This window comes from Streptomyces sp. WZ.A104, assembly GCF_002382885.1.
Classification (GTDB): domain Bacteria; phylum Actinomycetota; class Actinomycetes; order Streptomycetales; family Streptomycetaceae; genus Streptomyces.
Map to the genome: position 1 here is coordinate 31445 of NZ_NWVL01000067.1, position 12085 is coordinate 43529.

Here is a 12085-nt window from a genome sequence, read left to right on the forward strand (position 1 = left end):
CTCGTCCCTCCGACGGAAGTGGAAGACGTCCGCCGGAGGAAGCCGCACATGACATCGCCGCAGTACCGCCAGGTACCCGCCCAGGTCGACCTGCCCGCGCTGGAGCACGCCGTGCTCGACTTCTGGCGCGAGAGCAAGATCTTCGCCCGGAGCCTCGAACAGTCCGAGGGCCGCCCCGAGTGGGTCTTCTACGAGGGCCCGCCCACCGCCAACGGCATGCCGGGCGCCCACCACATCGAGGCCCGCGTCTTCAAGGACGTCTTCCCCCGCTTCCGCACCATGCAGGGCTACCACGTGGGCCGCAAGGCCGGCTGGGACTGCCACGGCCTGCCGGTCGAACTCGCGGTGGAGAAGGAACTGGGCTTCAACGGCAAGAAGGACATCGAGGCGTTCGGCATCGCCGAGTTCAACGCCAAGTGCCGTGAGTCCGTGACCCGGCACACCGACGCCTTCGCCGAGCTCACGACCCGTATGGGCTACTGGGTCGACCTGGACGACGCGTACCGCACGATGGACCCCGAGTACGTCGACTCCGTGTGGTGGTCGCTGAAGGAGATCTTCAACAAGGACCTGCTGGTCCAGGACCACCGGGTCGCCCCCTGGTGCCCCCGCTGCGGCACCGGCCTGTCCGACCACGAGCTGGCCCAGGGCTACGAGACGGTCGTCGACCCCTCGGTCTTCGTCCGCTTCCCCCTGACCTCCGGCCCGCTGGCGGGCGAGGCGGCCCTCCTGGTGTGGACGACCACGCCCTGGACCCTGGTGTCCAATACGGCGGTCGCCGCGCACCCCGAGGTCCGCTATGTCGTCGCGACGAACGGCGAGGAGAAGCTCGTCGTCGCCGAACCGCTCCTGGAGAAGGCCCTCGGCGAGGGCTGGGAGGTGACCGGCCAGTCGTTCACCGGCGCGGAGATGGAGCGCTGGACCTACGAGCGCCCCTTCGCCCTGGTCGAGTTCCCGGCGGAAGCCCACTACGTGGTCAACGCCGAGTACGTCACGACCGAGGACGGTACGGGTCTGGTCCACCAGTCCCCCGCGTTCGGCGCCGACGACCTCGTGGTCTGCCGTGCGTACGGCCTCCCGGTGGTCAATCCGGTCCGCCCCGACGGCACTTTCGAAGAGGATCTCCCGCTGGTCGGCGGCGTCTTCTTCAAGAAGGCCGACGAGGCGCTGACCGCGGACCTGGAGGCGCGCGGCAAGCTCTTCCGCCACGTCCCGTACGAGCACAGCTACCCGCACTGCTGGCGCTGCCACACGGCGCTGCTCTACTACGCGCAGCCGTCCTGGTACATCAGGACGACGGCGATCAAGGACCGCCTCCTTGAGGAGAACGAGAAGACCAACTGGTTCCCGGACTCGGTCAAGAACGGCCGCTTCGGCGACTGGCTGAACAACAACGTCGACTGGGCGCTCTCCCGCAACCGCTACTGGGGTACGCCGCTGCCGATCTGGCGGTGCGAGGACAACCACCTGACGTGCGTGGGCTCGCGCGCGGAGCTGACGGAACTGACGGGCGCCGACCAGTCGAACCTGGACCCCCACCGCCCGTTCATCGACGAGATCACCTTCACCTGCTCGCACGAGGACTGCCGGCTGGAGGCGTACCGCGTCCCGGAGGTCATCGACGCCTGGTACGACTCGGGTTCGATGCCGTTCGCGCAGTGGGGCTACCCGTACAAGAACAAGGAGATCTTCGAGAGCCGCTACCCGGCGCAGTTCATCTCGGAGGCCATCGACCAGACCCGCGGCTGGTTCTACACGCTGATGGCGGTAGGCACCCTGGTCTTCGACAAGTCGTCCTACGAGAACGTGGTCTGCCTGGGCCACATCCTCGCCGAGGACGGCCGCAAGATGTCCAAGCACCTGGGGAACATCCTCCAGCCGATCCCGCTGATGGACCAGCACGGGGCCGACGCGGTGCGGTGGTTCATGGCGGCGGGCGGCTCCCCCTGGGCGGCACGACGGGTGGGCCACGGCACCATCCAGGAGGTCGTCCGCAAGACGCTCCTCACCTACTGGAACACGGTCGCCTTCCAGGCCCTGTACGCGCGCACCTCGGGCTGGGCCCCCTCGGCGGCCGACCCGGCCCCTGCGGACCGCACGGTCCTGGACCGCTGGCTGCTGAGCGAACTGAACGCGCTGGTGGACCAGATGACGGTCGCCATGGAGGGCTACGACACCCAGCGCGCGGGCAAGCTGCTCTCCGCGTTCGTGGACGACCTGTCCAACTGGTACGTACGCCGCTCGCGCCGCCGATTCTGGCAGGGCGACAAGGCGGCGCTGCGCACGCTGCACGAGGTCGTCGAGACGGTGACGCGTCTGATGGCCCCGCTGACCCCGTTCATCACGGAGCGGGTCTGGCAGGACCTGATCGCCCCGGTCACCCCCGACGCCCCGGAATCGGTACACCTGTCCACCTGGCCCAAGGCGGAGGTCTCCGCGATCGATCCGACGCTCTCCACGCAGATGGCGCTGGTGCGCCGCCTCGTGGAGCTGGGCCGGGCTACGCGCGCCGAGTCGGGCGTGAAGACGCGGCAGCCGCTGTCGCGCGCACTCGTCGCGGCGAACGGCTTCGACGCCCTCTCCCCGGAGGTGCGCGCGCAGATCACGGAGGAGCTGAACGTCACGTCCCTGGCCTCGCTCTCCGAGGTGGGCGGCTCGCTGGTGGACACGACGGCGAAGGCGAACTTCCGGGCACTGGGCAAGCGGTTCGGCAAGGGTGTGCAGGCGGTGGCCAAGGCGGTGGCCGAGGCGGACGCGGCGGCTCTCTCCCTCGCCCTGCGCGAGGGCACGGCGACGGTTGAGGTGGAGGGCGAGCGGATCACTCTCTCCCCCGACGAGGTGATCATCACGGAGACCCCCCGCGAGGGCTGGTCGGTCGCCTCGGACTCGGGCGCGACGGTCGCCCTGGACCTGGAGATCACCCCGGAGCTGCGCCGCGCGGGCCTGGCCCGCGACGCGATCCGCCTGATCCAGGAGGCCCGCAAGAACAGCGGCCTGGACGTCGCGGACCGCATCGCCGTCCGCTGGACCTCCACGTCCCCGGCGACGGTCGAGGCCCTCACCGAGCACACCCCTCTGATCGCGGACGAGGTCCTCGCCCTGGACTACGCGCAAGGCGAGGCGGACGACACGTACGGCGAGGTGTTCGAGGACGAGGGCCTGGCGCTCACGTTCCGCCTGCGCAAGCGGTAGCCACAGCGCGACAGCCCGCACGATCAGGGGCCCGGCCGACACAAGTCGACCGGGCCCCTTCGCCGTCCCCCTCAGGGACTCCGCCCCCGAACCCCCCGCGCCCGCCTCCGACGTCCGGCCAGACCCAGCCCCTCCGGCTTCTGCGGTGCGGGCTCCGGGGCGGCGCCCCGGTTACGGGCCCGCCGCAGGCGCCCCACCCGCACCCGGCAACCGCGTACCCGCCCACGGCAAAGGGCCGGGCCCCGGGAAATCCCGGGGCCCGGCCCTTTGCCTGCCGACGGCTACGCGCTCAGCGAGCGCGCACCGCTCAGTTGTCGTCCTCGTCGATCAGAAACCCACGCATCGGCGACGGCGCCTGCTGCATCGGCTGCGGCGCCTGCGGCCGCACCGGTGCCATCGGCTGCGTCATCGCGGGCGACATCTGCTGCTGCCCGCCGTAGGACGGCGCACTGCCCATGGACTGGCCGCCGCCCATCTGCTGGCCGCCATGGCCACCGTGGTTGGAGCCGCCCATGGAGTGACCCATCGCGCCCGCACCGGCCGGGGCCAGCGAGGGGGACGGCGGCAGCGAAGCGGTCGCCGGGGTCCGCGGCGGGGCGAGCGAGTCGTCCGCCTGGGTCTCCAGCTGACGCAGCTGGCTCTCCAGGTACGACTTCAGCCGCGTGCGGTACTCGCGCTCGAAGCCACGCAGGTCCTCGACCTTGCGCTCCAGCGTCGCGCGGGCCGACTCCAGCGAGCCCATCGCCACACGGTGCTTCTCCTGCGCGTCCCGCTCCAGGGCGTCGGCCTTGGCGCGCGCGTCGCGCTCCAGGCCCTCGGCACGGCTGCGCGCCTCGCCGACGATCTTGTTGGCCTCGGAACGGGCCTCCGCGATCGCCTGGTCGGCGGTCTGCTGCGCGAGCGAGAGGACACGGGCGGCGCTGTCGCCACCGGGGCCCTGACCCTGCTGCTGCATCTGCGGCTGCTGCATCTGCTGCATCTGCTGCTGGGGGTTGTGACCCATCGGACCGCCCATGGGGCCACCCATGGGACCGCCCTGCATCGGGCCGGGGCCGTGCGGGCCCTGCTGACCGGGGCCGTGGCCGCCCTGGGGGCCGTGGCCGCTGGGACCTGCGGGCAGCTGCGGCGCGCCGCCGGGCAGCTGGGGCGGACCCATCTGCGGGGGCTGCTGCTGCTGCGGCGGTCCGGATATGGCGGCGGGAACGGGCGCGCCCGGGCGATCCTGCTGTTCCGGCGGCTTGCGCATACCCTGCTGCTGTTGCTGCTGTTGCTGCTGGTTCTGCGCGGCGGCCCGCGTCGCAGCGGCCAGCTTGGCGCGCAGGTCCTCGTTCTCACGGAGCAGACGGGTCAGCTCCGATTCGACCTCGTCGAGAAAGGCATCGACCTCGTCCTCGTCATAGCCTTCTCGGAGGCGGACGGTCGTGAACTGCTTGTTCCGCACGTCCTCGGGGGTCAACGGCATCTCTTCTTCACCTCTACGTAGTCGTCGGCAGTCGGCAAGACCGTATCGCTCACAACCTGACCACAACGCTGATCAGGATGTAGACGATGATCATCAGAACGAAGAAGGACAGGTCGAGTGCCACGCCCCCGAGACGCAGCGGCGGGATGAACCGCCGCAGAAGCTTGAGCGGTGGATCGGTGACAGTGTAGGTGGCCTCAAGTACGACCACCATCGCCTTGCCGGGTTGCCATGAACGTGCGAACTGGAAGACGTAGTCCATGACCAGCCGGAAGATCAGCACGATGAGGAAACACATCAGCGCGATATAGACCACATCCAGTGCGACGCCCATGTCCCGCGCTTCCCTCTCCCCTGGCTCTCGTAGCTCCGGCCGGGTGGCCGGTTTCCGGCCTTGCGGCCGGGTCGTTCCCGGTGTCGTGTTCTCAGCTCTGGTTGAAGAATCCGCCCTCTGCGATGCGGGCCTTGTCCTCCGCCGTGACATCGACGTTAGCAGGCGACAACAGGAACACCTTCTGCGTCACGCGTTCAATGCTGCCATGGAGACCGAAGACGAGTCCTGCGGCAAAGTCGACAAGTCGCTTCGCGTCCGTATCGTCCATCTCCGTGAGATTCATGATCACCGGAGTGCCTTCACGGAAGTGTTCCCCGATGGTACGGGCCTCGTTGTAGGTCCTGGGGTGCAGCGTGGTGATGCGGTACGGCTCCCGCTCGGACACGACCTTGGGCATGATCACCGGTGCGTTCTTCTCCAGACTCGGACGTTCAGGTGTGATGGATGCCACGGGGGCGATTCGGGCGGGTCGCCCGCTTTCCGCGGGGAGCTGAACCGGCTCGCGCTGAGCGGGCGGCTGCACTACTCGTACCGGTTCGTCCCTTTCGCGCTCCCGCTCGCGATCGCGCTCACGGTCCCGCTCCACCTGGTGGGGGGGCTGGTGCCGGCGCCGGTCGCGCTCGGGCTCCGGCTCAGGTTCGAATTCGTCATCGGGGTCGAACCCCGGACCGTCGTACCCATCGTCCTCCACGAGGCCGAGGTAGACCGCCATCTTGCGCATCGCGCCGGCCATGCTCCGAGTCCTCCGCTCTGTGGTGGATCGGCATTCGTCACCAAGTGCCCGCGATCCACTGTGGTCTGCCCCGTTTTGTGTGGGAATGACCATATTTTCTGCTGTGGTCCGACTTGCTTCGCGACGTTACCCGAGCCGGGGTCGGTCTCCGAGTACCGCCGTACCGACGCGTACATGTGTCGCTCCGGCCGCCACCGCGTCCTCCAAGTCCCCGCTCATACCTGCGGAGACCATGTTCGCAGCCGGACGGTCGACGCGCAGGCGGGATGAGATTTCCATCAGCCGGTCGAAAGCGGCCCGTTGCCGTCCCGCAAACGGTCCGGCCAGCGGCGCCACGGTCATCAGACCGTCGAGCCGGAGTCCGTCGGCCGCGTCCACCGCGGCCGCCAACTCCTCGACCCCGTCCGGCGCGACCCCGCCGCGCTCACCTCGCTCACCGCTCCCGGCGTCCAGGGCGACCTGGATGAGGCAGCCGAGCTCGCGGTCCGCGCGGACCGCGGCGGCCGAGAGGGCGGTGACCAGCTTGGTACGGTCCACCGACTGCACGACATCGGCATAACTCGTCACAGACCGAACCTTGTTCGTCTGCAACTGTCCGACAAAGTGCCATGTCAGAGAAAGATCCGCACAAGCGGTGGCTTTCGGCGCCGCGTCCTGGTCACGATTCTCCGCGACATGGCGCACACCGAGTTCATGCAGGATCCGCACATCGCTCGCGGGGTAGGTCTTGGTGACCACGATCAGGGTCACATCCTCGCGCTTGCGACCGGCCGCGGCGCAGGCGGAGGAGATCCTTTCCTCCACCTGTGCGAGATTCGCCGCGAGTTGAGCCTTACGGTCCGTCATGCCCTATCCGTCCAACCAGACATATCCGGCGAGCCGCCCGGTGGTGCGGTCGCGGCGGTACGAGAAGTGGTCGCCCGATTCCCGGGTGCAGACCGGCGAACGGTGCCGGTCGGTCACGCCGAGAGCGGCGAGCTGGGCGTGCACTCCGCCGGTGACATCCACCGCCGGGGTCCCCCAGCTGGTCTCGGACCAGGTGCCGGGAACGGCCTCCGCGACCTCGGCCCGCATCTCCGCCGGGACTTCGTAGCACCGTCCGCAGACGGCCGGTCCGGTGTGCGCGGTGATCCGGGCGGGTTGTGCGCCCAGCGCGACCATGGCCTCGACCGCCGCCGGCACGATTCCGGCGACCAGTCCCGGCCGCCCGGCGTGCGCCGCTCCGACGACTCCGGCGACCTGGTCGGCGAGCAGTACGGGGGTGCAGTCGGCGGTGAGCACCGCGAGCGGCAGTCCGCGCCGGGCGGTCACCACCGCGTCCACCGCCGGAATCTCCGTGTCCGCACCCCAGGGCCCGTCCACCACCGCGACATCCCGGCCGTGCACCTGGTTCATCCAGACGACCGAGGCCGGGTCGATGCCGAGGTCGCGGGCGGCGCGCTCGCGGTTCGCGCCGACGGCGGCGGGGTCGTCGCCGACCGCGCCGCCGAGGTTGAGCTCCTCGTACGGAGCGGCGCTCACTCCGCCCCACCGATCGGTGAAGGCGAAATGAGCGCTGCCCGTGACGGGTTCTGCCCGATGCTGACCTATCACTTCAAGAAGTCCGGAACATCCAGCTCTTCGGCCTGGGCGTCCTGGTAGGGACGGGCCGGCGGGACGTGCGGCGGAGAGACCGGCGGAAGCGTGCTCTCGCTCGAAGCCGACGCGGGGGCGGGCTCGGCCGGGGCCGGGCTCTCCTCGCGCGGGGGTACGGAACCGAGTCCGCCCGTCGGCCGCACGGACTCGGCGGAGGACCTGGCCGGAGCGGCCGGCTCCTCGCGCTTGTTGGAGTTCGCGCCGAGGACGTTCTCGCGGCGGGCCGGCGGCTGTCCGCCGTCGAAACCCGCGGCGATCACGGTGACCCGCACCTCGTCGCCCAGGGCGTCGTCGATGACGGCGCCGAAGATGATGTTGGCCTCGGGGTGGGCCGCCTCGCTCACCAGCTGGGCGGCCTCGTTGATCTCGAAGAGACCGAGGTCGCTGCCGCCGGAGATGGAGAGCAGGACACCGCGGGCGCCGTCGATGGACGCCTCCAGAAGCGGCGAGGAGATCGCCATCTCCGCCGCCGCGACCGCACGGTCGTCGCCGCGCGCCGAGCCGATGCCCATGAGCGCCGATCCCGCCTCGGACATGACCGACTTGACGTCGGCGAAGTCGAGGTTGATCAGACCCGGCGTGGTGATGAGGTCGGTGATGCCCTGGACACCCGAGAGCAGCACCTGGTCGGCCGACTTGAACGCGTCGAGCACGCTGACCTGGCGGTCCGAGATGGACAGCAGACGGTCGTTGGGGATGACGATGAGGGTGTCGACCTCTTCGCGGAGCTCGGCGATGCCGTCCTCCGCCTGGTTCGCGCGTCGCCGGCCCTCGAAGGTGAACGGGCGGGTGACCACACCGATCGTCAGGGCGCCCAGCGAGCGAGCGATGTTGGCGACGACAGGTGCGCCGCCGGTGCCGGTGCCGCCGCCTTCTCCGGCGGTGACGAAGACCATGTCGGCCCCCTTGAGGACCTCCTCGATCTCCTCACGGTGGTCCTCTGCCGCCTTGCGACCGACGGCCGGGTTCGCCCCGGCGCCGAGGCCACGGGTGAGTTCGCGGCCGACGTCGAGCTTGACGTCGGCGTCGCTCATCAACAGGGCCTGTGCATCCGTGTTGATCGCGATGAACTCAACGCCCTTGAGGCCGACCTCGATCATTCGGTTGATGGCATTGACACCACCGCCGCCGACACCGATGACCTTGATGACTGCGAGGTAGTTCTGCGGTGCTGCCACGTCGAAGGCCTCTCGCCTCGAGTTACGTGTCGTCGCTCTGCGGTGGCCCCGCGGCGACGACTGATGTCGATGGGGACGGTCCGAACGCCGACCCAAACCCTAACGTTGAAGTTTAGGGTTACCAGTGTGTCTGCTTCCTGGACTCTTCCGAACAGGACACTAAGTCGACAAGTGGCGCACGTTCAACGAACACGCCGAACCTCCCGTTTTTCTTTTCACCCTATGTGATCACCCGTAGCGCTGACCAACCAGGGTGCTGGCCAGCACAAATGCCCGTCAACTCGCTGATACCGCCGGGGCGCTGGGAGCGCTTACGTCGAAGTGCCCCGCTTTGGGGGCGGCTTTCATGAGCGCGGTGAGAACACGTGCCTTCACCGGCCCGTCCTCGCCGCTGCCCCAGGTCACCACACGATCCCGGGTCAGCCGCAAGGAGATCGCGTCGTACGAGATGACCCGTACGGCTTCGGTATCCTTGGCGACGCCCGCGGGAAGGTCTCCGGCGACCCGTACCGCTTCCCGCAGCAGACGGTCGTCGCCGAAACGGCGAAGGCTCGCGGAGGGGGCGGGGGTCAGCTCCAGCAGGGGCACATCCTTCGGTGCCTTGTCCACGGTGGCGAAGCGGACGCCCTTCGCGTCCACTTCCACGAACTTTCCGCCCTTCTCGACCAGCAGGACCGGCTCCCGTTCCGTCACCTTAAGACTGATGCCGTGGGGCCAGGAACGAGCGACATCCACTGTGTCGATACGAGGCAACTTCTGGCGCAACCTGCTCTCCATGGCGTCGGTGTCCACGGAGACCAGCGGGGCGCCGACCGGTGCGGCCGCCACCGCTTCCACCTCTGCGCGGGTGAGCACCTCGACGCCGCTCGTACGGACGCGTTCGACGCGCAGCCAGGAGGAGCCGTAGAGCACCCAGATCACGAACGCGGTGAGAAGGGCCGCCGCGAGGGCGATCAGGATCAGCAGCGTACGGCGGCTGATCCCGCGCCCCTCGGGGCCGGTCAGCGGCGGGCGGGCGGGGGTGCCCGCCCGCTCGGAGGCGCCGCGCTGGGCGGTCGTCGGTCCGGCCACGCTCGCTCCTTCGCCGGGCCCGGGGCGTGTGCCCCGGGCTCGAACCGCCTCGCGCCGCACGCCTAGCTGCGTGCGGCGATCGCTTCGTACACCATGCCGACGAGCAGGTCGTCGGCGTCGCGCCGGCCGAACTCCGCGGCCGCACGGGACATTTCGTACAGCCGGTGGGGGTCCGACAGCACCGGCAGGACATTGGCCTGCACCCACTCCGGGGTGAGCGCCGCGTCGTCGACCAGCAGGCCGCCGCCGGCGTTGACCACCGGCTGGGCGTTGAGCCGCTGTTCGCCGTTGCCGATGGGCAGCGGGACGTAGGCGGCGGGGAGCCCGACGGCGGAGAGTTCGGCGACGGTCATCGCGCCCGCACGGCAGAGCATCATGTCGGCCGCGGCGTACGCGAGGTCCATCCGGTCCACGTACGGTACCGGGATGTACGGCGGCATCCCGGGCATGTTGTCGATACGCGGCAATTCGTTCTTCGGACCGACCACATGCAGGATCTGGATCCCGGAGCGCTGGAGCAGCGGCGCGACCCGCTGGACGACCTCGTTGAGGTGGCGGGCGCCCTGCGAGCCACCGGAGACCAGCAGCGTCGGCAGGTTGGGGTCGAGGCCGAAGGAGGCGCGGGCCTCCGGGCGGACCCGGGCGCGGTCCAGGGTGGCGATGGTGCGGCGCAGCGGGATGCCGATGTAGCGGGCGCCGCGCAGTTTGCTGTCCGGGGTGGATACGGCGACCCCGTGGGCGTACCGCGAGCCGATCTTGTTGGCCAGGCCCGGGCGGGCGTTGGCCTCGTGTACGACGATGGGCACACCGACCCGCTTGGCCGCGAGGTAGCCGGGCAGGGCGACATAGCCGCCGAAGCCGACCACGCAGTCCGCCTTGGTGCGCTCCAGGACCTGCTCGGCCGCCTTGATGGTGCCGCGCAGTCGGCCCGGGACGGTGATCAGTTCGGGCGTGGGCTTGCGGGGCAGCGGGACGGCGGGGATGAGCGCCAGCTCGTATCCCCGCTCGGGTACGAGCCTGGTCTCCAGTCCGCGTTCCGTGCCGAGGGCAGTGATTCCCACGGTCGGGTCCTGCCTGCGCAGGGCGTCTGCGAGGGCAAGCGCGGGCTCGATGTGTCCGGCGGTCCCCCCGCCGGCGAGTACGACATGCACCGAAATTCACCGCTCTCCGGACGGACGCTTCTTGACGCGCCGTCTCATCGTCTTCCATCTCACCCCGGGCTTCCGCATGGCCAGGGCCGCCTTCGCGGCGGGATCCTCCCGTGCGAAGGCGATCATCAGCCCGACCGCGAACATCGTCGGCAGCAGAGCCGATCTCCCGTAGGAGAACAGCGGGAGCGGAACCCCGGCGATCGGCAACAGGCCGAGCACCGCACCGATGTTGATCACGGCCTGGGCCGTGATCCACGTGGTCACGCCTCCCGCGGCATACCTCACGAAGGGGTCCTCCGTGCGTCCGGCCACGCGGATACCCGCATAGCCTAGAGCCGCGAACAGGGCGAGCACGGACAGCGTCCCCGCCAGACCCAGTTCCTCACCGGTGATGGCGAAGATGAAGTCGGTGTGAGGTTCGGGGAGTTGCCCCCATTTTTCCACACTCGCACCCAGACCGGAACCGAACCATCCGCCGGACGCCAGAGCGTAGATTCCGTGTGCGGCCTGCCAGCAGCCGTCCTCCGGGTCGGGTTCGCCGACGATGCCCATGCAGGAGAGCCGGGACATCCGGTTGGGGCTGGTCCAGATCAGCAGGAACGCGATGACGGCGGCGAAGCCGAGCACCCCGGCGAACAGCCGGGTGGGGGCGCCGGCCAGCCAGAGCAGGCCGAACAGGATCGCCGCGAGAATGATCGCGGTTCCCATGTCGCCACCGAGCATGATCAGTCCGAGCAGCATGAAGGCGACCGGCACGAGCGGCACGAGCATGTGCTTCCACTGGGTCAGCAGCCGCTTGTCCTGTTTGCGGGCGAGCAGGTCCGCGCCCCACAGAATCAGGGCGAGCTTGCCGAACTCGCTGGGCTGGAGCTGGAAGGAGCCGCCCAGAGAGAGCCAGTTCTGGTTGCCGTTGACCGACATCCCTATCCCGGGGACCTGGACCAGGACCATCAGGAAGGCGGTGACCATCAGCAGCGGGTAGGCCAGGGCCCGGTGGAGTTTGACCGGCATCCGGGCGGCGATCAGCATCAGCGCGCCGCCGATGACTGCGGCGAGGAACTGCTTCCCGAAGAAGTACGTCGAGGGCTTGCTGATGTCCAGCGCCTTGATCATCGAGGCGGAGTAGACCATCACCAGGCCCAGCACCGTGATCAGGAGGCTGGAGCCGAGGATCACGTAGTAGGCGGTCAGGGGCCGGTCCCAGGCCCGTCGTGCCCGCTCGAAGGCCCGGCGCGGTCCGCCGCCGCGTCCGGAGCGCGGGGTGCGGGGGCCCGAGCCGCCGCGTGCGGAGCCGCGGGCCGTCTCGGGACGCCGGGCGCCGGTGGCGAG

General features: G+C 69.6%; 10 protein-coding genes. 1 reads left to right on the forward strand and 9 read right to left on the reverse strand.

Annotated elements, in window-relative coordinates; genetic code table 11:
- Positions 1-48: 48 nt before the first annotated feature.
- Positions 49-3192 (forward strand): isoleucine--tRNA ligase, encoded by a 3144-nt coding sequence (ileS, locus tag CIB93_RS28825; RefSeq protein ID WP_096631104.1) that lies wholly within the window; start codon positions 49-51, stop codon positions 3190-3192.
- 307 nt (positions 3193-3499) lie between these two features.
- Here the strand turns inward: ileS and CIB93_RS28830 are convergent, their stop codons facing one another.
- The 9 genes from CIB93_RS28830 to ftsW all read right to left on the reverse strand — a co-directional run.
- Positions 3500-4654 (reverse strand): DivIVA domain-containing protein, encoded by a 1155-nt coding sequence (locus CIB93_RS28830; protein WP_096631106.1) that lies wholly within the window; start codon positions 4652-4654, stop codon positions 3500-3502.
- A 49-nt stretch (positions 4655-4703) separates the two neighbouring features.
- Positions 4704-4988 carry a YggT family protein gene (locus tag CIB93_RS28835; RefSeq protein ID WP_006123846.1) on the reverse strand — a complete coding sequence of 95 codons (285 nt, stop codon included), beginning with the start codon at positions 4986-4988 and terminating at the stop codon, positions 4704-4706.
- Between the two features lie 91 nt (positions 4989-5079).
- Entirely contained in the window at positions 5080-5721 is a 642-nt protein-coding gene (locus CIB93_RS28840; RefSeq protein WP_096631108.1) for a cell division protein SepF, read from the reverse strand.
- Between the two features lie 126 nt (positions 5722-5847).
- Entirely contained in the window at positions 5848-6567 is a 720-nt protein-coding gene (locus tag CIB93_RS28845; RefSeq protein WP_096631110.1) for a YggS family pyridoxal phosphate-dependent enzyme, read from the reverse strand.
- 3 nt (positions 6568-6570) lie between these two features.
- The gene (gene pgeF, locus CIB93_RS28850; protein WP_096631111.1) at positions 6571-7314 is read right to left on the reverse strand and encodes a peptidoglycan editing factor PgeF; all 744 of its coding nucleotides are present in this window, start codon (positions 7312-7314) and stop codon (positions 6571-6573) included.
- On the reverse strand, positions 7311-8534 hold the full coding sequence (ftsZ, locus tag CIB93_RS28855; protein ID WP_096631113.1) for a cell division protein FtsZ: 1224 nt from the start codon (positions 8532-8534) through the stop codon (positions 7311-7313). The genes pgeF and ftsZ overlap by 4 nt, the downstream gene beginning before the upstream one ends.
- Positions 8535-8810: 276 nt before the next feature.
- Entirely contained in the window at positions 8811-9605 is a 795-nt protein-coding gene (locus tag CIB93_RS28865; RefSeq protein WP_096631117.1) for a cell division protein FtsQ/DivIB, read from the reverse strand.
- A gap of 62 nt (positions 9606-9667) precedes the next feature.
- Positions 9668-10756, reverse strand: a complete 1089-nt coding sequence (murG, locus tag CIB93_RS28870) for an undecaprenyldiphospho-muramoylpentapeptide beta-N-acetylglucosaminyltransferase (protein ID WP_096631119.1) — start codon at positions 10754-10756, stop codon at positions 9668-9670.
- 6 nt (positions 10757-10762) lie between these two features.
- Positions 10763-12085: putative lipid II flippase FtsW (gene ftsW, locus CIB93_RS28875; RefSeq protein ID WP_096631120.1), on the reverse strand; the 1323-nt coding region annotated here is incomplete at its 5' end.